Origin of the sequence: Lentilactobacillus parakefiri, assembly GCF_002157585.1 — a bacterium.
In the GTDB taxonomy this organism is placed as follows: Bacteria; Bacillota; Bacilli; order Lactobacillales; family Lactobacillaceae; genus Lentilactobacillus; species Lentilactobacillus parakefiri.
On the sequence record NZ_BDGB01000053.1, the window covers coordinates 24162 to 45689 of the forward strand.

A 21528-nucleotide genomic window follows, 5' to 3' on the forward strand; every position below is an offset into this window, starting at 1 on the left:
TAACAATATTGCGTCTTTTCAAGCAAGTTCTTCTGATTATTGGTAAAATGGGTAATATATGAGGTGAGACGATTGGAAAAAACAACCATTGCGAATGAGAAAACCAGCCGTTTCTTTGTTCGACTGAGAAGGATTCCGGGCGAACATTGGTACTTAGCAAACGGTAACGAAAAAAATGTTAATCCAAAAAATAAAATTAAAGTACCAGATAGCATCAAGGCACAGGATTTTTTGATTGATGAAATTAGTTTTTTTAATAAATTGGTCTGGTATCACTTTACGTGCGGAGATCTTGAAGGCTGGCTACCGAAGCGAAATATCCGGAAGACATTTCGGCGGTTGGCTGTTGAACCGTTTAAGCAGCCAACTCAATCCGATATTGATAATCAATGCACGGCTATTTTGATGTTGCTTAACAGCGCTGGGATTAAGGTAGACGTTAATGATATCCGAGACGAAGTTGAGAAGTGGCACGCGCAATCACTAACATTGATGGATTTAAGTGATTTGATTATTTCATTGACTCACTCAATTCGTGATCTAAACGGGGTTGATTTTCGCAAGTTAGATAAGCAGCTTCTTCGCAGACGGCCAATTTTAGTCAAAGTTGCCGGTCTTGATAATTTAAAGTCCAGCTTGATTTTATTGACCGGTTTCAACCGCAAGCTCTACTACTACAACGATCCGTGGACCGGTAAATTAGAGTCGATTTCTCAAAATCATTTAAGAAAGCATTGGAAACGCGGGAACTTAGAAGCAATCAGTTATTGAAGGCGGGGGTTTAGAATGAAATTGTTGATGATTGAAGATAATAAATCAGTGTCAGAAATGATGCAGATGTTTTTCCAAAAGGAAGACTGGGACGTCACCTTTGCCTATGATGGCATTGAGGCGATGGATAAATTTAACGAAGATCCTGAAGGTTGGGACATGATTACCCTAGATCTTAATTTACCTAAAAAAGACGGTATGGAAGTTGCTAAAGAGATTCGCGCCCAATCACAAACGGTCCCGATTATCATGCTGACAGCTCGCGATTCAGATAGTGATCAGGTGTTGGGGTTTGAGATGGGGGCTGATGACTATGTCACTAAGCCGTTCTCACCAATTACGCTGGTGGCCAGAATTAAAGCACTACAGCGGCGGGCACACACGGAGAATGAAGCCGAATCTGCCGATGAAAAGGCCAAAAATGTCTTTGATGTTCAAACTGACCACTTCAAGCTCAATTCCAGCACCCGGGAAGTGTATTTGGATGACAAACGAATTTCTGATTTGACGCCCAAAGAGTTCGAACTCTTAAAGACGTTGGCGCAAAAGCCACGGCAAGTATTCTCCCGTGAACAGCTTTTGGAAACTGTCTGGAATTACGAGTATTACTGTGATGAACGAACCGTCGATGCGCATGTTAAAAAATTGCGTCAAAAAATTGAAAAGGTTGGCACTCAAGTGATCCAAACTGTTTGGGGTGTTGGCTATAAATTTGATGATAGTGAAGTGGGCAAAAAATCATGAAAATGATTTATCAGCAATTATTAGCATTCTTTTTAGTAATTGCCTGTACAATTTTACTGCTGGGATTTTCATTTGGGCGAATGTCGAAAACGTTCGTCTATGATCAAACATGGCATAACCTGGAAAAGTATTCCGATAGTTTGATTCAACAATCGCTGACGATCAGCTCTAGGAATAAGGCTAAGGTGACTTTTAACGAAGAGAAGCTGAAGAACTCGGAAGCCTTGTTGGAGAATCAAGCGGTTCATTTTACGGTTTTTAGTCCCAAAGATCAGGTGATTTATCCAAATAATGGGGTGGCTCCAAGAATTACGCGTCATGATTGGGAGCACTTGCGACGCAACCAGATTGTCCGGAAGGTCAATAATAAAAATTTTAAGCTTAGTAATGGCAAGACCCGTCCGGCAATGATTGAAGTCCTCAAGCCTTATTATTATAAGAAAAAACTAGTGGCCGCTGTGACGGTCGGAGCGTTTATTTCAGACGTTAATTCCAATGTTAAACGGATTAACCGCGATTTATTGAAGGCATTGTTTGTTGCACTGCTGATTTCAATGTTCATCAGCTATTTCATCGCCAGAAGGCTCAACCGGCGGATTAGTAAGCTTCGAAGTGCCGCTAACCAAGTTTTAAACGGCAATTACAAAATTTGCTTGAAGCCTGGTGGGAAGGATGAAATCGGCGAATTGATTGTCGACTTTAATCACATGACCCAGTCCCTCCAGCAGGCCAACAATGAAATTCAACGTCAAGAAGAACGCCGTCAGGAATTTCTAGCCAACGCTGCCCACGAAATGCGAACGCCGCTCACCACAATCTCTGGAATTCTTGAAGGCATTAAGTACGACGTGATTCCCCAAGAATCAAGAGCAAAAAGTATTGATTTAATGAGCAGTGAAACCCAAAGACTGATTCGGCTGGTGAATGAAAATCTGGATTACGAAAAGATTCGCTCCAACTCTATTCAGCTTGATAAGCACCAGTTTAACGCTGCTAAGGTCCTTGAAAATGTCATTGACCAATTAGACAGCAAAGCAGAAGAATCTCGTGACAAACTTGTTTTGAATGCTCCTAAAGCTTTGACGATTTATGCTGATTATGATCGATTTGTCCAAATTGTTTTCAACATTGTCACTAATGCAATTCAGTTTACTGATCAGGGAACCATTACTGTAACCGGTGAACGGGGTTACAATGAAACAATTATTAAAGTTGCCGATACTGGCATTGGTATGTCTGAGGACCAGCAAAAAAATATTTTTGAACGGTATTATAAAGCTGATGCATCGCGAAGAACTGGTAAGTATGGTGAATCAGGGCTAGGCTTGGCGATTGTCCATCAGTTAGTGAAGTCTCATGGCGGCAAGATTTCTGTGTCATCTAAATTAGGTGAAGGAACGACGTTTACCGTTATCATTCCAGATGCGACGGCTGCTGAAAAGGATCAGGAAAATCAATAAATCAAAAAGTCATCATTTTGTATGCCTCTGAGCCTCTTTTCAGAGATACAAAATGATGACTTTTCTGTTAGTTGCTTGATTCTTGGGCCGCGTGGGCTTCGTAAGCTTTAGTCCCTTTCTCCGTCAACCCGTTAATTTCGTTGTGATCGGTCACAATGTAGCCTGCATTAACCAGCGGTTTGGGATTGCCACCAATGACGTTGTCACAATAATCAACAAAGTGATTAATAGGGGTACCGGATGAGACTCGGCCAGTATAGATTGCTTTTAAAATTTCATAGTCAGTTGCGGTTAATTCCATTGTGAAGCCTCCTAATCTTGATGCATTTATGATACCACCAAGATACAAAGTTGCGTTAAATTTAGTTTGGCGACAATTGTTGTTAGACAATTCAGCAAAACTGACTAGTTAATTTTCAAATAAAAAAAGGATTAGCCTTAAATGGCTAATCCCTTGCTGATTATTGTTAGATCAACGATTATCACCCGCACGGGGCTCGAACCCGTAACTCCGCCTTGAGAGGGCGACGTCTTAAACCAGTTTGACCAGCGGGCAATGCTATCAAACTCACTATAATAGTGTATCTAAATCAGAAAGATTTGTCAACAAATGAAATTTAAATATAAAGTTGACAAAAGCGGAAAAAATCTTTAATATATTTAGTTGTGATATTCATTGGGTATTCGCCAAATGGTAAGGCAACGGACTCTGAATCCGTAATTTACTGGTTCGACCCCAGTATACCCAATCGCTTGTTAAATCTCGGTGTCATAGGTTGTCGAAAGCCTGTGATTCCGGGATTTTTATTTTTCAACTTTTTCCAATATGATTGAGGCATAGCTCAATTGGGATTAATTGAGTCATTAGAAGGAGAATTCATGAACTATCAAGATGTCATAACCTATGTTGTCAAAGAATATGGTGTTCAACCTGAATATCTGTGGAAAAAATACCCCAGTTTTGCCGTACTGCGTCATCCCGAGAACCGCAAATGGTTTGGCTTGGTGATGCAAGTTGAAAAGATGCAGCTTGGACTCAGTGGGCAGGGCAAGGAAGACATTATGGATGTCAAACTCGATCCTAAAGAAGTTGAGTTTCGACAAGCCACTTTGGGGATCCTGCCAGCTTATCACATGAACAAAACAAACTGGTTATCCATCCGATTGAACGAGGTGGATTCAAAGCAAATCTGTGACTTAATCGATGCTAGTTATCAGTTAACTAAATGATCAAAAAATGAGGCAACCGCCAAAGGGAAACTTTTTCCTTTGAGGGATGCCTCGTTTTTCGAGTGATTTATTTGATTTCATAATAATCATCGGCGTTAGACTTCAACTGATTGGTCTCAAGCTTGTTTAGGTTCAGCTTTCGCAGCGTCTGTTTGGTAAACATACTTTTGACAATGGTGCGCTTTCGTTGATTGCCAACATTTCGATTGAAGACAATGGTGAACTTGTCATAACGATTGTATTGGGAATCTTTAATCGCCTTTAAAATCGCAATCGTGGTTAACCTAAAAGATTCGGTGGTGTCCCGCTTATCAGTTACGGCGACTGTGAACGCAGTCTGGCTACTATGCAGCTTGACTTGGTGCTTGAACAAGAGCGTGCGGGTGGTGCTCAGCTTTTGTTTTACGGCAGTTTCAGTGTTCTTAGTCGACTTTTTGGCCGGCTTCTTAACGGTCTTTTCAGTCCGTTCAGCCTGCTCCGCATTTCCTTTTTTGATGACTTCTTTGCCCTTGGGTGAATTAAAAAATAGCGTCCCAAAAACAGCCATCAAGACCAATGACACCAAAGCATACTTGCCATACGGATATTTACCGTGCTTGCCAGTGGTCTTAAAGTAGACAAACATGGCGAAAAAAATCACCATCGCATATGACGACAGCTTGGTGATAACATCAAACATTGTGCTAATCAAAGTAAAAAACTCCTTTATTTGGATAGCTATTCAAACGACAGGTCAACCAAATATTTGTGTTGGTCTGCCAAATGTGAGGTGGTGATCCACAACTCATGATAATTTGCGTCTTTAACTTGCGTCATATCATGGAAATAGTCCAGCAAATCACTGTACATTGACAGAAAGTCTGAAGACATCCGGTTAACTTCGAGCTTTTGCTTTGGAAAGTAGATTTCAGGATTGCCTAGTTTGACGGTGTCATCGAGGTACATCTCAACGACGTTATCGTATGCGTCCGGTTTGGTGAACACTTTGTCCGGATGTGATTTAATGTACGATAAAACGTGGTAAATTGTGTCTGAGTTACTTGCCACTTGAACTTCCTCCGATCTTAAAAGTCTTACGTTCTTATTGTAACAAATCTGAGCAGGGTGGAGAGAATGTTTTCGATCGGCTGGCTTATCAGCTTCTTTAATCGCTTGGAATTTAGCGTTACAATGAATGCATCAAAACGCGAAAGGAAGCTGCCCATGGATTACCCAAACACGGTCAATCAAATGCACCAGTTTGTGGATGCGAGAATTGTTCCCGGCGTGAGCTTTGCCATTATTGATCGGGATGGCGTAAAAACCGATGTGGTTGGTCAGCAGGAATTACTGCCAGACAGGCTGCCCCTGCACAGTGGCGAGTTATACGACTTGGCCTCACTGACCAAAGTGATTGGTACTACTAATTTGATTTTACGATTGTTAGTCTCTGGTAAAATATCGTTGACTGACTCTTTAACCAAGTACTTTCCACAGTGGCAGTCGCCACAGGTGACCATCAGGCATTTGCTTACTCACACCTCGGATATCGTCGGCTATATTCCAAACCGCAATCAGTTAGCAAAGCCGGAATTGATGTCTGCTTTGTTAGCTTTAAAAAGCGGCTCAGATATCGGCAAAGTGGTTCATTATCAAGATTACAACTTCATCTTTTTAGGCTGGATTGCAACACGTGTGATGGGTGAACCGGTTCAACAGCTGATTAATGAATTTGTGTTACGGCCGTTAGAATTGAATCAGGCGACATTTACGCCGGATCAAATCAATAATGTCGTTCCCACTGAGTTAGTTCCTAGTAAAGGGTTGATTCGCGGCACTGTTCACGATCCTAAAGCTCAAATTCTTGGTGCTGACTGTGGCTCAGCGGGCTTGTTTGCATCACTCGACGATCTGATCCATTTTTCCAAGTGGCTGTTGGGCGAGGTCAAATATCCGGATTTTCTCCCAGCTGACTGGATCGATCAACTCTTCGTTGACCAGACGCCAGGGCACATGAAGAACCGCTCATTTGGCTGGATTTTACGTCATTACAACGGTCATCCATACATTCTCCACACCGGTTATACCGGAACCTTGATCGTGGTCGACCGGGACTCACATAAAGCCTTGGTCTTTTTATCAAACCGGGTTCATCCTGATCCAAGCAATCCGTTGTTTTTACCCTATCGAAGCCAATTGATTCGAACCTTTGTTAAGGAAAATGAGATTGAAAATTAATAGTTTCTACACCAAAGAGGATGCGACATTAGTCATTCTTTCGTTCGTAATAACGCCCTTAATCATGGTCTTTTACATTGTTGAAAGCTGCGACGACGGCCAGCATCGCTTGCCTAGCCTACGTGGCAAACGGCAGATCCCTGCCATTTAACGAAGAAATCCAACCATTCCAAAACCGGGAATGATTGGATTTCTTCGTTAAATTCTGGGATCTAAACGCCGATTGTCCCAGTCTAGTTAAAATGTTGCCCCAACTTTCAGATCAGCTTCTGGTGTCAAATCTGCGTCAGGATATTTTCGCTTTAGTGCGTTCATCAAAACATGTTTAGCAATATCGTTATTTCTGGCAAGAATCGGGCCGTGGAAATAGGTGCAGTAAACGTTTTTGTAAATCGCACCCTCAGTCTTATCCTGGCCGTTATTGCCGTGGCCTTCAAGCACCTTTCCAAGTGGGCGCTCGCCTTGACCTAAGAAGGTAATTCCCTGGTGGTTTTCGAAGCCGTGGTACTTTTCACCGGTTTCTTCGTTTTCAATCACAACGTTGCCGATGAATCGGTGGTCTTTTTGCTTGTCCGTGTAGTGATCCAAGGCACCGATGCCCATCAGCTTTTCACCGTTAGCGCCGATATAGTAGTGACCGAGCAATTGATAGCCACCACAGATGGCAACAACTGAGCCGTTATCTTCAATAAAGTCGACCAGTGCCTGCTTTTTAGATTGAATATCTTTAGAGATAATTGACTGCTCAAAATCTTGACCACCGCCAAAGACGACGATGTCATATTTGGCGGGATCAAAGGGCTGATCTAGGCTGACAACTTCAGAAGTCAGCTCAACTCCCATTTTGTTTGCCAGATACTTGAGAACCAAAATGTTGCCGAGGTCGCCGTAAGTGTTCATCAAATCGCCGTACAGGTGACAGACATTTAAAGAATAGCTCATTAATCCATACCTCCCTTGATAAAGCCTTTAGCTGCAAATACTTTTCTTAAGTGTAGCATAGCCGTGTAAGTTGCGAGGATATAAACCTTTTTGGTTGGCGCTTTTGGAATCATTTCGACAACTTTGTCCAAATCTGGTTCAACCAAGTGTTTTTTGGGGTCGATGCCGGCAACCTGGAGTCGGTAGGTGATGTCTTTGTACCGTTCGCCGCCCGTGATGAATTGTTTAATGTTCATCTTCGGCAGCCGTTCAAAATCGCCGTCCCAAATCCAGCTGGTGTCGATTCCGTCAGCATAATTGGCATTAAGTAAGCCAATGAAGGTGAACGGGTCCTTATCAGTGGAAATCATGTCGATTACCTGATTGAGCCCCACCGGGTTTTTAACCAGAATCAGCGTTACCAGCTTGCCGTCGACGTTAATTTCTTCTTGTCGACCAAAGATTCGTTTGCCCTTTTCGAAGGCTTTTTTGACTTGTGCAGGAGAAACCCCCATGAATCGGCCAACCGAATAGGCAGCCAGCGCGTTATAAATGTTATAAACGCCACCAATGTTAATTGTAATCGGCTCACCATCGATTTCAAAGGTTGATGATTTTGGCGTCAGCTCGTTGATTGTGTTGAGCGCAAAGTTCAATTCAGGCCGTTCAAACCCACAGTTGGGGCAGAAATACTTGCCCAGATTTGAATAGCTGATGAAATGATAGTGCAAGACGTGCTGACACTGGGGACAGAGCACGCCGTCCGTGTTGGGAGTTGCCTTGATGTCACCATCTTTTTGATTGTCGAAACCGTAGTAGACAATCGGGTTCGGCAGTTGTTTTGAGTGGAAAATTGGTGCGTCGCCGTTGGCAATGATGGTTGCGTTGGGAGCTAGTGCTACGCCGTTCAATATTTTATTATAGGTCGTATAGATTTCGCCATAACGATCCATTTGGTCTCTGAAGATGTTGGTGAAGACAAATGCTTTTGGCTTGATGTATTTGGTGACCATGATGACATTGGCTTCATCGACTTCTAAGACCGCCAGTGGCCGCTTACCCTTTGACTTTGGTGCGTGAAGGAAGGTGGTGATGATGCCTTGCTCCATGTTTGAGCCGGTTGGGTTGGTCAAAATGTTATCATACTTTTCTTTGAGCACTTGAACCGTCAGCGCGGTCGTCAGCGTTTTTCCGTTGGTTCCAGTTATGACGATCACATCATAGTCACGGCCAAGGGTTGCCAGAATTTCTGGGTCCAGCCGTTTGGTGATTTTGCCGGGAAGCGAACTGCCACCCTTAAAAAATGTATGCAGAAACCAGTAAGACGACTTACCGGCCGCTGTCGCAATTGAACTTTTTAATGACATAAAATTTACTCCCTTAAAATGAAGTACATAATGAACCTAATCAAACATTAAGTGTAGCATATGCTCAACTGTTTGAACATATATAAGCTCACACTTTAGGGGTTCAGCAATAATGAGGGAGCCAGGCAATTTTCTCATTATTATCGATTTTCAAAACTTTTTCTGTATAATGGAAGAGAAGCTCTTAAGGAAAAAGGTGGATATTTTGGCTCAACTATTTTATCGGTATGGCGCAATGAATAGCGGCAAAACAATCGAAATTATCAAGGTTGCTCATAATTATGAAGAGCAAAATAAAAGTGTTATTATTATGACCAGTGCATTAGATACACGAGAAAAACACGGGATGATTGAATCGCGGATTGGCTTGGAACGAAAAGCCGAGCCGATTCACGAGGACACCAACGTCTTTGATCTGGTACAGGAATTAAACCCCCATACAAGTTGTATTTTAATTGACGAGGCGCAGTTCTTGAAGAAAAAGCACGTCATGGAACTGGCAAGAATTGTCGATGAGTTGAACGTGCCGGTGATGGCATTTGGCTTAAAGAACGATTTTCAAAACAACTTATTTGAGGGTTCCAAGTACCTGCTGCTATATGCTGATAAGATAGAAGAAATGAAGACAATTTGCTGGTTCTGCGGCAAGAAGGCCATTATGAACCTGCGCTTTCACAACGGTGAGCCGGTGTATGAAGGTGAACAAATTCAAATGGGTGGCAATGAATCCTATTATCCGGTCTGCAGAAAGCATTATTACAATCCACCTATTAAGTAACCAAAGTGAGGAATATTAAATGGACGAAATTTTCGACAAATTACAATCGGTCGTTGATCGATATGATGAATTAAACGAGTTAATTAGTGATCCGGAAGTGATTGCCGACACCCAAAAATTCATGAAATTATCAAAAGAAGAAGCGGACCTTCGAGACACCGTGGCCGCTTTTAAGAAGTACCAAAAAGTCAGCAAGCAGTTAGACGATGACAAAGAGATGCTCCGAGAAAAGATTGATGATGATCTTGAGGCAATGGTTAAAGATGAAATCACCAGCTTAACTGATGAAAAGGACAAACTTGAAGACCAAATGAAGGTGATGCTGCTGCCAAAAGATCCAAATGATGACAAAAACATCATTATGGAAATCCATGGTGCGGCTGGTGGCGATGAGGGGAGCTTATTTGCTGCCGATTTATTCAGTATGTATTCGAAATACGCGGAACGTCAAGGCTGGAAAGTTGAAATCATTGATAAGAATGAAACCGAGGTTGGTGGTTTCAAAGAAATCGTTTTGATGATTACCGGTGATAAGGTATATTCAAAGCTTAAGTATGAAAACGGCGCCCATCGGGTTCAACGGGTGCCGGTCACCGAATCTGCCGGCCGGGTGCACACTTCCACGGCCACGGTTGGCGTGATGCCTGAAGAAGAAGACGTCGACATCGATATTGATCCAAAGGATATCCGAGTTGACGTCTACCGTTCTTCTGGCGCCGGCGGTCAGCATATCAACAAGACTTCTTCGGCGGTTCGGATGACTCATTTGCCAACTGGCATTGTCGTTGCTATGCAAGATGAGCGATCCCAACAGCAGAACCGCCAGAAGGCCATGAAGATTTTAAAGGCCCGGGTTTATGATTATTATGCTCAGCAGGAACAAGATCAATACAATGCGGAGCGAAAGTCAGCGATTGGGACTGGCGATCGTTCCGAGCGGATCAGGACTTACAATTATCCACAAAATCGGGTGACTGATCACCGAATCGGGTTAACCTTGAACAAATTAGACCGGATTATGAATGGTGAACTGGACGAAATCATCGATGCCTTGATTGTTTCAGATCAAGCCAAGAAACTTGAGAACCTGACTAATGAATAACCCACAAAACGTGACCTACTTCGAAGCCCGAAAGTGGGCCTCTTTTCGTATCAAGGACGCTGGTGACGTTGACATGTACGACGTGGATTTTCTTCTCGAGCAATTGTTTGACCTGTCAGCTGCCGATCTTTTGATTCATTATCAAGCCCGCATGCCAAACGAACGATGGCAGGTATTTCAGGATGCCATTCATCAATTGTTAAAGGGGATTCCCCCACAGTATATCGCAGGCAAGGCTGATTTTTACGGCTTGTCGTTGAAGGTCACCCCAGCTGTACTGATTCCCCGGGTTGAAACTGAGGAGCTGGTTGACTGGATTCTGAACGACAACCCGGATGCCAACCTCAAGGTGTTAGATATTGGTACTGGAAGTGGCGCCATTGCGATTGCCCTTAAGCACTTCAGACCACATTGGCAGATTGTTGCCAGCGACATTTCCTCAGCAGCCATTGAAGTGGCTAGGCAAAACGCCACCGCTAATCAGACACGGATTCAGTTTGCATTGAGCGACGTCTTTGAAGACATCCATGATTCATTTGACATCATTGTGTCAAACCCGCCATACATTGCCAAAGATGAGCAGCCCTACATGGACAGGCGAGTGATTGCGCATGAACCTGATTTGGCACTATACGCGGAGAATCAAGGACTTGCGATTTACAAACAAATTGCTGCCGGGACATCAAGTCACTTAACTTCATCGGGAAGATTGTACCTGGAGATTGGATTTCACCAAGAGGCAGCAGTGACGACGATTTTTAAAGCAGCAATGCCAACGGCCCACGTAATCGCTAAGCACGATGCCTCGGGCCATCAGCGCATGATTCAAGTAAAGAAATGAAGGCTATATAATATGGAAACTTTAATTTTAAAAAAGCAGCAACTGGACCAAGCAGCCGATTTTATCCGCCAAGGTGAACTGGTGGCATTTCCCACCGAAACCGTTTATGGATTGGGAGCCAACGCAACCAATGAAGTCGCGGTTAAGAAAGTCTATGCCGCTAAGGGTCGTCCCAGTGATAATCCATTGATCGTGACGGTTTCTGACGTCGCCATGGTGGCACAATACGCTCAGCCATTTTCAGCCGATGCGAAGGCATTAATGGCTAAATTTTGGCCGGGCTCTTTGACAATGATTTTTAAGTTGAAGCCGAATGCCTTATCCAAATCGGTTACCGGTGGGTTGGATACTGCAGCGTTCAGGTTCCCGAAAAATCAGACGACCCTAGATTTAATCTCAAAAGCTGGTGTGCCAATTGTTGGGCCTTCAGCTAATACTTCCGGTAAGCCCAGCCCGACGACTGCCCAGCATGTCTACCATGATCTAAATGGGAAAATTGCCGCGATTGTCGATGATGGACCAACCACCGTTGGCGTTGAATCAACAATCCTTGATATGTCAGTGGCAACGCCGTCTATTTTGCGGCCCGGTGCAGTCACCAAAGAAGCGATTGAAGCCGTCATTCATCGACCGGTCATTGATGAACTGCACCATGTGGGCGCCAAGCAGACCCCAAAGGCACCTGGGATGAAGTATAAGCACTATGCACCTAACGCTCAGGTGTACATTGTTGACCCTGATGATGACTGGCACGCTGTGGCCAACTGGATTAAGCAGCATCCACAGCCAGTTGGGGTGATGGCTTTCGATGATGTCATCAAGACAATTAATTGGCCTGATAATGTCAATGTGATTTCACTCGGCAAAGATGCCAAAACCGCTGCACACGATTTGTTTGCCGAGTTACGGGATTTTGATAACCACCCTGTGTATAAAATTATTTTTACCCAAGGGATTGATCCAAAGGGAATTGGTGAGGCTTACATGAATCGGTTGAATAAATCGGCTGGGCAAATGCATTTTAAGCAGTTATAATTTGGTTGTACCAAATAAATTAGTGAGGTGTTGCAGTTGAACTACGATTATAAACAGCAGGATCCAGAACTTTGGGATGCCATTGCCAACGAAGAGAACCGTCAGGAGCATAATATCGAACTGATCGCGTCTGAAAATATCGTATCAAACGCTGTTCGTGCCGCTCAGGGATCTGTTTTGACTAACAAGTACGCTGAAGGCTACCCGGGCCGAAGGTATTACGGCGGCTGTGAGTACATTGATGTTGTTGAACAATTGGCAATCGATCGTGCCAAAGAATTGTTCGGTGCCGAATACGCTAACGTGCAGCCTCACTCAGGTTCACAAGCGAACCAAGAAGTTTATGCCGCATTCCTAAAACCCGGTGACCGGATTTTAGGAATGGGCCTGGATGCTGGTGGTCATTTAAGCCACGGCGCTAAGGTCAGTTTTTCCGGTAAATTATACGATTCATTCTCATACGGCCTTGATCCAAAGACCCAGTTGATTGATTATGATGAGGTTGACAGAATTGCTCAAATCGTTCAACCCAAATTAATTATTGCCGGTGCATCCGCATACAGTCGAATCATTGACTGGCAGAAATTCAGAGACATCGCCGATTCCGTTGGCGCTTATCTGATGGTCGATATGGCCCATATTGCCGGCTTAGTGGCGACTGGCTTACATCCAAGTCCAGTTCCGGTTGCTGATGTCGTTACCACTACGACTCACAAAACGTTGCGTGGCCCTCGTGGCGGCTTAATTTTGGCAAAAGAAAAGTATGCCAAAAAGTTGAATTCAGCTGTCTTCCCAGGCAGCCAGGGTGGTCCACTGGAACACGTGATTGCTGGAAAAGCGGCGGCCTTTTATGAAGATTTGCAGCCGGCATTCAAAACATACGGCGAGCAGGTTATCAAGAACGCCAAAGCAATGGCGGCGGTCTTCCAGAATTCCAAGACGGTTTCCGTTCTCACCGGCGGCACCGATAATCATTTGATGACGATCAACTTAACGCAGACCTCACTGAATGGTAAAGAACTGCAGAACCTATTAGATACTGTGCATATCACCACTAATAAAGAATCCATTCCAAATGATCCACTGCCACCTTCAAAGACCAGCGGGTTGCGGTTGGGAACCCCAGCCATTACCACCCGTGGCTTTAAGGAAGATGACGCCAAAGCGGTTGCCAATTTAATTTTACAAGTGATTCACAAACCCGACGATGACAAAAATTTACAGGACGTTTCTGCTAAAGTTGAACAACTAACGGCCGCTCATCCTATTAATCAGTAATAACGACTGGCTTGAAACTAATTGTGGTTTCAAGCCTTTTTGTATACTTTCCGATACCAGATATGTGATACAATTATTGCGGAATACAAAAAGGAGTTGGAAAATAATGGGTAAGTTTCAAGTTATGGATCATCCCTTGATTCAACACAAGCTGTCAATGATTAGGGACAAGAATTGCGGCACGAAAGAGTTTCGGGAAATCGTCAACGAAATTGCCACTTTGATGGCGTTCGAAGTCTCCCGTGACATGCCTTTGGAAGATGTTGATATTGAGACACCAGAGGGCATTGCACACGCCAAACAGATTTCTGGTAAAAAAGTTGCGATTGTCCCAATCTTACGGGCCGGCATCGGAATGGTTGACGGGATGCTGGATTTAATTCCAGCGGCCAAAGTTGGTCATATTGGGATGTATCGTGATGAAAAGACCCTCGAACCTCATGAATATTTTGTGAAGCTGCCATCTGATATTGGTCAGCGTCAGATTTTTGTCGTTGATCCAATGCTTGCTACCGGTGGTTCTTCAATCATGGCCATTGATGCCTTGAAGAAGCGTGGTGCATCGAACATTAAATTTGTTTGTTTAGTAGCTGCTCCTGAAGGGGTTAAGGCTCTCCAAAAGGCCCATCCTGATGTGGACATTTACACGGCCGCCCTTGATGAAAAATTAAATGACAAGGGTTATATTGTTCCTGGACTTGGTGACGCAGGTGACCGGTTGTTTGGAACCAAATAATCAGTTAAAGCTGAGACAAAATGAAAATTTTGTTATCAGCTTTTTGTTTTATTTACAAATGCATTCTGATTTTGATATCCATTAAATTAAGTGCCAGCAAAGTCGCTCGGCGATTATTCATTGTGCATGCCGTTGAACACTACTGCTCACGCGACGTTTCCCTGTCAAGATTGTTTTGAATTTTGTAATAAATGGTGGTATGATTTCAATGGTATTTGAACACGGGTCTGTGTTCGGTACCATCGCAATGTTTCACTTTGGTATTAATGTCTTCTGGACCAAAACCAGATTGATTTGCATGCGTGATTATGTGGAGGAAAGAGGTGAGATTTTGTGGGAGAAGCTGCTTCTACTTTTGAATTCTTGGGACTAACGTTTAACGTTGGTAATTTAATCTCGATATTACTGGCTGCCTGCGTTGTTTTGGTTCTTGTGTATGCTTTATCAAGGCACTTGACACTGAAACCGGGCAAAGCACAAAACGTTTTAGAATATGCGGTGGACTTTACCAACGGTATTGTCCGAAGCTCGATTTCCGGTGAAACAAGTAGAACACTAGGTTTATGGGGCTTTACTCTGTTTATGTTTATCATTATTGCGAATTTGCAGGGACTCTTCTTGCATATCGACATTTCTGGTGTAACATATGTCAAAAGTCCAACTTCTGATCCGGTTGTTACTATGACTCTGGCTCTGATTACTCTAACACTTGCACAATTCCTTGGAATTCGGCAGTTAGGTTACAAGGGACATTTTCAGAATTATTTAAAGCCATTCGTATTTTTCCTGCCAATTAACTTATTCGAAGAGTTCACTAATTTCTTAACGTTAGGATTGCGACTATTTGGGAACATCCTTTCAGGTGAAATGCTTCTTGGAATAATCCTTGGCATGTCGCATGGTGGAGCAGTTATGTGGGTCGTTTCGTTCATCCTTGAATTGGCCTGGACAGGTTTCTCAGTCTTTATCGGATGTATCCAAGCCTATGTTTTTGTGACGTTATCATCCGTATACATTTCACGAAAGCTCGAGCTTGAAGATTAGCAAAAATATTTTGGAGACTATTAAGGAGGATTTTTAATTATGGGAGCAATTGCTGCAGGTATTGCAATGGCCGGTGCCGCTATCGGTGGAGCTGTTGGTGATGGTATTTTAATTTCTAAGATGTTGGAAGGAATGGCACGTCAGCCAGAATTATCCGGACAACTGCGTAGTAACATGTTCATCGGTGTTGGTTTGGTTGAAGCTATGCCTATCATCGCCTTCGTTGTTGCTTTGCTGGTTATGAACAAGTAATAACCGGTTTAGTCAAATACACAAAGAAGGAGGTGCCAATTGATGTTTTCATATTCAGTAGTTGGAGCTCAGCTTTACGTCGGAGATATGCTGTTTGTCATGATCACATTCCTTGTTTTGATGTGGTTGGTCAAGATCATTGCATGGAAGCCAATTACGAAGATGATGCAAGACCGTTCAGACAAGATTGTTAATGATATTGATTCTGCTAAGGAATCAAGAACTAAAGCAGCTGATCTGGCTCAAAAACGTCAGGCTGAATTAGACAAAACGCGTGATGACGCGAATACCATTATTAACACTGCCAAACAGAATGGACAAAGACAACAAGAACAGATTGTTGAAGATGCTAGAAATGAAGCATCTAATCTTAAGAGTTCTGCTGAAAAGGACATTGAACAAGAGCGACAAGAAGCTTTGGCTAAATTACGAAAAGATGTGGCAAGTCTTTCTATTGAAATTGCATCCAAGATTATTTCGAAAGAATTAAACGAAGATGATCAAAAAGGACTTGTTGACTCTTACATTGAAGGGTTGGGTAAGCAGAAATGACATTAGATGATATGAGCGCTTCAAAAAAATACGCAAAAGCCATGTTTGAAGTTCTGAGTGATTCCAATGAACTTGAAGCTGGTTACGCTGATTTGCTTGAATTACGTAAAATTTTTGCTGCTAATCCAAAGTTGATTGAAATTCTCGATGATATCCGAGTTTCAGATGATGAAAAACAATCTCTCTTGGCTCCTATCACCAAAGATGCATCAGACTTTATTAATAACTTTTTAAAGGTTGTCGCCAGCTATCGTCGTTTCCCCCAGGTTTTGGAGATCATTGACCAATTCCAAAAGGTTTACGAAGATGATAAGAAGATTGTCAGAGCACAGGTTGTTTCTGCAACACCGCTTGATGATGATCAACTCGATCGTTTGGCAAAAGCCTTTGAAAAGCGAGTAGGTGCGGTTAAAGCCATTTTTGATACCAAAGTTGATAAATCTTTGATCGGCGGGATCGTTATTCGGTCTTCCGATGTGATTATTGATGGTAGTGTTGAAACTCGGATTAATAAAGTTAAAGAATTATTGTTGAATTAACGATATCTATTTAAAGAGGTGAAACTTATGAGCATTAAAGCTGAGGAAATCAGTGCTCTTATTAAGCAACAATTACAAGGCTATAAGAACGAGCTCGACGTTCAAGAAACAGGTATCGTTACATATGTTGGTGATGGTATTGCTCGTGCTCATGGGCTCGAAAATGCGTTGTCTGGAGAGTTGCTCGACTTCGGCCACGGCGTTTATGGAATGGTACAAAACCTGGAAACCAATGATGTTGGTATCATGATTTTAGGTGACGACACGAATATTCGTGAAGGTGATTCTGTAAAGAGAACCGGCCGAATTATGGAAGTTCCTGTTGGCGACGAGATGATTGGACGAGTTGTTAATTCACTTGGTGAACCAATCGATGGTAAAGGCCCAATTAAAGCCGACGATCACAAGGCGATTGAAAATAAGGCCCCAGGTGTTATGGATCGTCAATCTGTTTTCGAACCATTACAAACTGGTATTAAAGCGATCGATTCATTGATTCCAATTGGTAGAGGTCAGCGTGAGTTGATCATTGGAGACCGTAAAACTGGTAAGACATCAATTGCCATTGATACGATTTTGAACCAAAAGGGTCAGAATATGAAATGTATTTACGTTGCAATTGGACAGAAACAATCAACCGTTCGAACTGCCGTAAGTACCCTTGAAAAGTATGGTGCAATGGATTACACAACTGTTATTTCAGCTGGACCATCCGAACCTGCATCATTGCTTTACATTGCCCCTTATGCCGGCGCAACAATGGGTGAGTACTTCATGCACAAGGGTCAACACGTTTTGATTATCTACGATGATTTATCAAAGCAGGCTGATGCTTATCGTGAGTTGTCACTTATTCTTCGTCGTCCTCCAGGTCGTGAAGCTTATCCTGGTGATATTTTCTATACCCACTCACGTTTGTTGGAACGGGCTGCTAAGTTAAGTGACAAGTTGGGTGGCGGTTCAATGACCGCGATGCCAATTGTTGAGACTCAAGCAGGGGACGTTTCAGCTTATATCCCAACTAACGTTATTTCCATTACCGATGGCCAGATCTTCTTGGATGCCGATAGTTTCTATTCTGGTGTTCGTCCAGCCGTTGATGCCGGAACTTCTGTTTCTCGTGTTGGTGGGGATGCCCAGGTTAAGGCGATGAAGAAAGTTTCTGGTACCTTGCGTCTGGACCTTGCTTCCTATCATGAATTGGAATCATTTGCGCAATTTGGCTCCGACCTTGATGAAGCAACTCAAAGCAAGTTGAATCGTGGTGCTAGAACGGTTGAAGTTTTGAAACAGCCGCTTCATTCACCAATCTCTGTTGAAAAACAGGTTGTCATTCTTTATTGCTTGACCCATGGATTCTTGGATAAGGTTGCGATTGATGATATTTTGAGATATCAAACTGAGATTTTTGATTTCTTTGATCAGAATCATAAAGATTTGTTGGATGATATCGCAAAGACTGGTCAATTGCCTGATACAAGTAAAATGGATGCCGCAATTAAAGACTTTGAACAAACTTTCCAACCAAGCAAGCACGATGATCAACAATCAAATGATGATCAATCAGCTGCTTCAAATGACTAGTTTTAAGGAGGGTGAGATTACATGGGTGCTTCGCTAAACGATGTTAAACATCGGATTACTTCGACTAAGAAGACACGACAAATTACCAATGCCATGGAAATGGTTTCTCAGGCAAAACTGAACCAGATCCAAAAGCATACGGTTAGTTATGCGGAATATGCAAGCCAAATCAAATCTGTTGTGTTGCATTTAGCCCAATCTCACATTTTAGATGGGCTAAACAAATCCTCAGGTCATTCAGCTGATCAGTCTAAGACTAAGAGAAGTGCATATTTAATTATCACCTCTGATCGTGGGATGGTTGGTAGTTATAATAGTAACGTTATTCGTGAAGCCAATGAGTTCATTGAAAAGCATTCGGGAGCTAATGACTATCAAATTCTTGCCATTGGTGGGACCGGATCCGACTTTTATAAGAAGCGTGGCGATAACGTTTCTTATGAATATCGAGGGGTCAGCGATGTGCCAACATTCAACGAAGTTCGTCAAATTGTTAAGATGGTGACATCAATGTACGACAAAGGCCAATTTGATGAATTGTACGTTTGTTATGAACACTTTGTTAACCGCCTGATTTCACGATTCAGAGCTGAAAAAATGCTGCCGATTGATGATGAAGCGATTGCATCAGCTGCCAGCCAAGATATTGAAGTGAAGCCGATGAGTGCCGAATATGATGTCGAGCCTTCTGAAAAAGAAGTGTTAGATGTTGTTTTACCGCAATATTCTGAAAGCTTGGTTTATGGCGCAATTCTTGATGCTAAGACTTCCGAGCACGCTTCAAGTTCGACTGCCATGAAGTCAGCATCTGATAATGCCGACGATCTGATTTCTTCATTGGAATTGCAGTATAACCGTGCCCGGCAAGCTGCGATCACCACTGAAATTACCGAAATTACTGGTGGTCAAGAGGCTCTTAGTCAATAGAAAAGATTGAATGGAGGAATTAACTAACATGAGTTCTACTGGTAAAGTTATACAAGTTATTGGACCAGTTGTTGATGTTGAATTCTCCTTGGACGATAAATTACCAGAAATTAACACTGCTCTAGCAATCCACGTCAGCGAAGACAAGAATCTGATTGTCGAAGTTGCCCTTGATTTGGGTGACGGTGTTGTTCGGACAATTGCTATGGATGGAACCGATGGTCTTCGTCGCGGTATGGACGTTGAAAACACCGAATCTTCCATCAGTGTTCCGGTTGGTAAAGATACTCTTGGTCGAGTATTCAATGTTCTAGGAGATCCAATTGACGGCGGCCCAGAATTTGGCCCTAACGCAGAGCGTTGGCCAATTCACCGCGATGCTCCCAAGTATGATCAATTAAACCCATCAACTGAAATCCTTGAAACAGGGATTAAGGTGATTGATTTGTTGGAACCATACACTCGTGGTGGTAAAGTTGGATTGTTCGGTGGTGCCGGAGTTGGTAAGACCGTTTTAATTCAGGAGTTAATTCATAACATCGCCCAAGGACACAATGGTATTTCTGTGTTCACTGGTGTTGGTGAACGAACTCGTGAAGGTAATGATATGTACTACGAAATGAAGGGTTCAGGGGTTCTTGAAAAGACGGCCATGGTTTATGGTCAGATGAATGAACCTCCTGGTGCGCGTATGCGTGTTGCCCTGACAGGCTTGACGATTGCGGAATACTTCCGTGATGAAGCTGGCCAAGATGTTTTGTTGTTCATTGATAATATCTTCCGATTCACACAGGCTGGTTCTGAAGTTTCTGCCTTGCTTGGCCGGATTCCGTCAGCCGTTGGTTATCAGCCAACACTGGCGACTGAAATGGGTCAGTTGCAGGAACGAATTACTTCAACTAAGAAGGGTGCCATTACGTCGATCCAGGCCGTTTATGTGCCTGCCGATGATTATACCGACCCTGCACCAGCAACAACGTTTGCCCATTTGGATGCGACGACTAACTTGGAACGTTCATTGACGCAACAAGGGATTTATCCGGCCGTTGATCCATTGGTTTCAACTTCGTCGGCTCTTGATCCAGCAATTGTTGGTCAGGAGCATTACCAAGTTGCAACTGAGGTTCAACACGTTCTCCAACGTTATCGTGAACTTCAAGATATCATTTCAATTCTTGGTATGGATGAATTATCAGACGAGGAAAAGACGATTGTTAACCGTGCTCGTCGGATTCAATTCTTCTTATCTCAAAGCTTCTCAGTTGCTGAGCAATTTACCGGATTACCTGGTAAATACGTATCTGTTCAAGATACTGTTAAAGGCTTTAAGGAAATTCTTGAAGGTAAGTACGATGACATTCCAGAAGACGCGTTCCGTAACTGCGGCCCAATCGAAGATGTTGTTGAAAAAGCCAAGGCTATGAAACAGGAATCTGATAATGAGAAGCAGCGTGCTGCAAACTAAGGAGGGATTCTAATTGGCTGATAATTCAGTTATTACCGTTAGTATCGTTACTCCCGATGGAAAAGTTTACGAGCATACTGCTAGTATGATAGTTGTTTCAACTCAGTCGGGACAACTAGGAATCATGGCGAATCACGTTCCGATTATTGCAACACTTGACGTTGATGAGACGAGAGTTAAATACGACGACAAGGAAGACGATATTGCTGTCAACGGTGGTTTTATCGAATTCTCAAACAATGTTGCAACAATTGTGGCTGATAGTGCCGAAACACAGAATGATATTGATATTGCCCGTGCGCAAAAAGCAAAGAAGAACGCGCAACAACGAATTGCTGAGGCCCGTCAACGACAGGATAAGGCAGCTCTTGATCGTGCTCAAGTTGCACTTCGCCGAGCAATTAACCGAATTAATGTTGCTGGGAAATAGACACGTTTTCTGATTGTGGTTTCCGGAAACTGATTATGATCGACCAAAAGCTGTGCCCATTTGGGTGACAGCTTTTTTGTTTTGCCGAACTTAATTCTTGAAATTCATCTTCGGCCAGGTTAAAATGCCTTTATCGTGATTTGTGAATGATGTATTTATGTTTCCGTTTTTTCACGGTCTTTTGTCTTTTATATGCAGCTGAAACTTGAAAGCTAATAATCACGCCAAAGGCGTGTGGTTATTGGCTTTTTTGGC

The 21528-nt window shown here is 43.0% G+C and carries 24 protein-coding genes and 2 tRNA genes; 20 read left to right on the plus strand and 6 right to left on the minus strand.

What is annotated here, in order from left to right; all coding sequences use genetic code 11:
- The first annotated feature begins 72 nt into the window (after nt 1-72).
- From LPKJCM_RS05440 to LPKJCM_RS05450, 3 genes are read left to right on the plus strand one after another with little or no spacing between them, the layout of a single operon-like run.
- On the plus strand, nt 73-771 hold the full coding sequence (locus LPKJCM_RS05440; protein WP_057962901.1) for a C39 family peptidase: 699 nt from the start codon (nt 73-75) through the stop codon (nt 769-771).
- A 15-nt stretch (nt 772-786) separates the two neighbouring features.
- Nucleotides 787-1515, plus strand: a complete 729-nt coding sequence (locus LPKJCM_RS05445) for a response regulator transcription factor (protein ID WP_057962902.1) — start codon at nt 787-789, stop codon at nt 1513-1515.
- Complete coding sequence (locus LPKJCM_RS05450; protein ID WP_057962903.1) at nt 1512-2975, plus strand: ATP-binding protein; 1464 nt, start codon at nt 1512-1514, stop codon at nt 2973-2975. Before LPKJCM_RS05445 ends, LPKJCM_RS05450 begins: the two co-directional genes overlap by 4 nt.
- 67 nt (nt 2976-3042) lie before the next feature.
- Here LPKJCM_RS05450 and LPKJCM_RS05455 read toward each other — a convergent pair whose 3' ends face one another.
- Together LPKJCM_RS05455 and LPKJCM_RS05460 are read right to left on the minus strand one after the other, a co-directional pair.
- The gene (locus LPKJCM_RS05455) at nt 3043-3276 is read right to left on the minus strand and encodes a hypothetical protein (RefSeq protein WP_057962904.1); all 234 of its coding nucleotides are present in this window, start codon (nt 3274-3276) and stop codon (nt 3043-3045) included.
- A 181-nt stretch (nt 3277-3457) separates the two neighbouring features.
- Nucleotides 3458-3531, minus strand: a tRNA-Glu gene (locus LPKJCM_RS05460).
- 121 nt (nt 3532-3652) lie between these two features.
- Between LPKJCM_RS05460 and LPKJCM_RS05465 the strand changes: the two genes are divergently transcribed.
- Both LPKJCM_RS05465 and LPKJCM_RS05470 read left to right on the plus strand, forming a co-directional pair.
- Nucleotides 3653-3724 (plus strand) — tRNA-Gln (locus tag LPKJCM_RS05465).
- A 130-nt stretch (nt 3725-3854) separates the two neighbouring features.
- Nucleotides 3855-4205: an MmcQ/YjbR family DNA-binding protein gene (locus LPKJCM_RS05470; protein WP_057962905.1), complete on the plus strand. Its 351-nt coding sequence runs from the start codon at nt 3855-3857 to the stop codon at nt 4203-4205.
- Nucleotides 4206-4272: 67 nt separating this feature from the next.
- On the opposite strand, the gene LPKJCM_RS05475 is transcribed toward LPKJCM_RS05470, so the two are convergent.
- Both LPKJCM_RS05475 and LPKJCM_RS05480 read right to left on the minus strand, forming a co-directional pair.
- A complete protein-coding gene (locus tag LPKJCM_RS05475) occupies nt 4273-4896 on the minus strand; it encodes a hypothetical protein (protein ID WP_057962906.1) in 624 nt (207 codons plus the stop codon).
- A gap of 26 nt (nt 4897-4922) precedes the next feature.
- A complete protein-coding gene (locus tag LPKJCM_RS05480; protein ID WP_057962907.1) occupies nt 4923-5252 on the minus strand; it encodes a hypothetical protein in 330 nt (109 codons plus the stop codon).
- 156 nt (nt 5253-5408) lie between these two features.
- Between LPKJCM_RS05480 and LPKJCM_RS05485 the strand changes: the two genes are divergently transcribed.
- Complete coding sequence (locus LPKJCM_RS05485) at nt 5409-6422, plus strand: serine hydrolase domain-containing protein (RefSeq protein ID WP_057962921.1); 1014 nt, start codon at nt 5409-5411, stop codon at nt 6420-6422.
- 237 nt (nt 6423-6659) lie between these two features.
- Here the strand turns inward: LPKJCM_RS05485 and LPKJCM_RS05490 are convergent, their stop codons facing one another.
- A complete protein-coding gene (locus LPKJCM_RS05490; RefSeq protein ID WP_057962908.1) occupies nt 6660-7364 on the minus strand; it encodes a type 1 glutamine amidotransferase in 705 nt (234 codons plus the stop codon).
- The gene (locus LPKJCM_RS05495) at nt 7364-8710 is read right to left on the minus strand and encodes a Mur ligase family protein (protein WP_057962909.1); all 1347 of its coding nucleotides are present in this window, start codon (nt 8708-8710) and stop codon (nt 7364-7366) included. The genes LPKJCM_RS05490 and LPKJCM_RS05495 overlap by 1 nt, the downstream gene beginning before the upstream one ends.
- Nucleotides 8711-8915: 205 nt before the next feature.
- Here LPKJCM_RS05495 and LPKJCM_RS05500 point away from each other — a divergent pair, with 205 nt between their 5' ends.
- The 14 genes from LPKJCM_RS05500 (at nt 8916) to LPKJCM_RS05565 (ending at nt 21273) form a co-directional block, all read left to right on the plus strand.
- Nucleotides 8916-9488, plus strand: a complete 573-nt coding sequence (locus LPKJCM_RS05500; RefSeq protein ID WP_174659013.1) for a thymidine kinase — start codon at nt 8916-8918, stop codon at nt 9486-9488.
- A 19-nt stretch (nt 9489-9507) separates the two neighbouring features.
- Entirely contained in the window at nt 9508-10590 is a 1083-nt protein-coding gene (gene prfA, locus LPKJCM_RS05505) for a peptide chain release factor 1 (protein ID WP_013727671.1), read from the plus strand.
- On the plus strand, nt 10583-11431 hold the full coding sequence (gene prmC / locus LPKJCM_RS05510; protein ID WP_057962910.1) for a peptide chain release factor N(5)-glutamine methyltransferase: 849 nt from the start codon (nt 10583-10585) through the stop codon (nt 11429-11431). Before prfA ends, prmC begins: the two co-directional genes overlap by 8 nt.
- 12 nt (nt 11432-11443) lie before the next feature.
- A complete protein-coding gene (locus LPKJCM_RS05515) occupies nt 11444-12466 on the plus strand; it encodes an L-threonylcarbamoyladenylate synthase (RefSeq protein ID WP_057962911.1) in 1023 nt (340 codons plus the stop codon).
- A 27-nt stretch (nt 12467-12493) separates the two neighbouring features.
- Nucleotides 12494-13744: a serine hydroxymethyltransferase gene (gene glyA, locus LPKJCM_RS05520; RefSeq protein ID WP_057962912.1), complete on the plus strand. Its 1251-nt coding sequence runs from the start codon at nt 12494-12496 to the stop codon at nt 13742-13744.
- Nucleotides 13745-13850: 106 nt separating this feature from the next.
- Nucleotides 13851-14480: a uracil phosphoribosyltransferase gene (upp, locus tag LPKJCM_RS05525; protein WP_013727675.1), complete on the plus strand. Its 630-nt coding sequence runs from the start codon at nt 13851-13853 to the stop codon at nt 14478-14480.
- 333 nt (nt 14481-14813) lie between these two features.
- Nucleotides 14814-15524 (plus strand): F0F1 ATP synthase subunit A, encoded by a 711-nt coding sequence (gene atpB / locus LPKJCM_RS05530; protein WP_057962913.1) that lies wholly within the window; start codon nt 14814-14816, stop codon nt 15522-15524.
- A 39-nt stretch (nt 15525-15563) separates the two neighbouring features.
- Nucleotides 15564-15776, plus strand: a complete 213-nt coding sequence (gene atpE, locus LPKJCM_RS05535; protein WP_013727677.1) for a F0F1 ATP synthase subunit C — start codon at nt 15564-15566, stop codon at nt 15774-15776.
- Between the two features lie 42 nt (nt 15777-15818).
- Complete coding sequence (gene atpF, locus LPKJCM_RS05540; protein WP_057962914.1) at nt 15819-16328, plus strand: F0F1 ATP synthase subunit B; 510 nt, start codon at nt 15819-15821, stop codon at nt 16326-16328.
- Nucleotides 16325-16867, plus strand: coding sequence for a F0F1 ATP synthase subunit delta (locus tag LPKJCM_RS05545; protein WP_057962915.1), 543 nt, complete (start codon nt 16325-16327; stop codon nt 16865-16867). The genes atpF and LPKJCM_RS05545 overlap by 4 nt, the downstream gene beginning before the upstream one ends.
- A 27-nt stretch (nt 16868-16894) precedes the next feature.
- A complete protein-coding gene (gene atpA / locus LPKJCM_RS05550) occupies nt 16895-18451 on the plus strand; it encodes a F0F1 ATP synthase subunit alpha (protein WP_087069567.1) in 1557 nt (518 codons plus the stop codon).
- Nucleotides 18452-18472: 21 nt separating this feature from the next.
- Nucleotides 18473-19378, plus strand: a complete 906-nt coding sequence (locus LPKJCM_RS05555; protein ID WP_057962999.1) for a F0F1 ATP synthase subunit gamma — start codon at nt 18473-18475, stop codon at nt 19376-19378.
- A gap of 28 nt (nt 19379-19406) precedes the next feature.
- Nucleotides 19407-20843 carry a F0F1 ATP synthase subunit beta gene (gene atpD / locus LPKJCM_RS05560; RefSeq protein WP_275667834.1) on the plus strand — a complete coding sequence of 479 codons (1437 nt, stop codon included), beginning with the start codon at nt 19407-19409 and terminating at the stop codon, nt 20841-20843.
- Nucleotides 20844-20856: 13 nt separating this feature from the next.
- On the plus strand, nt 20857-21273 hold the full coding sequence (locus LPKJCM_RS05565) for a F0F1 ATP synthase subunit epsilon (protein ID WP_057962997.1): 417 nt from the start codon (nt 20857-20859) through the stop codon (nt 21271-21273).
- Nucleotides 21274-21528: the final 255 nt, after the last annotated feature.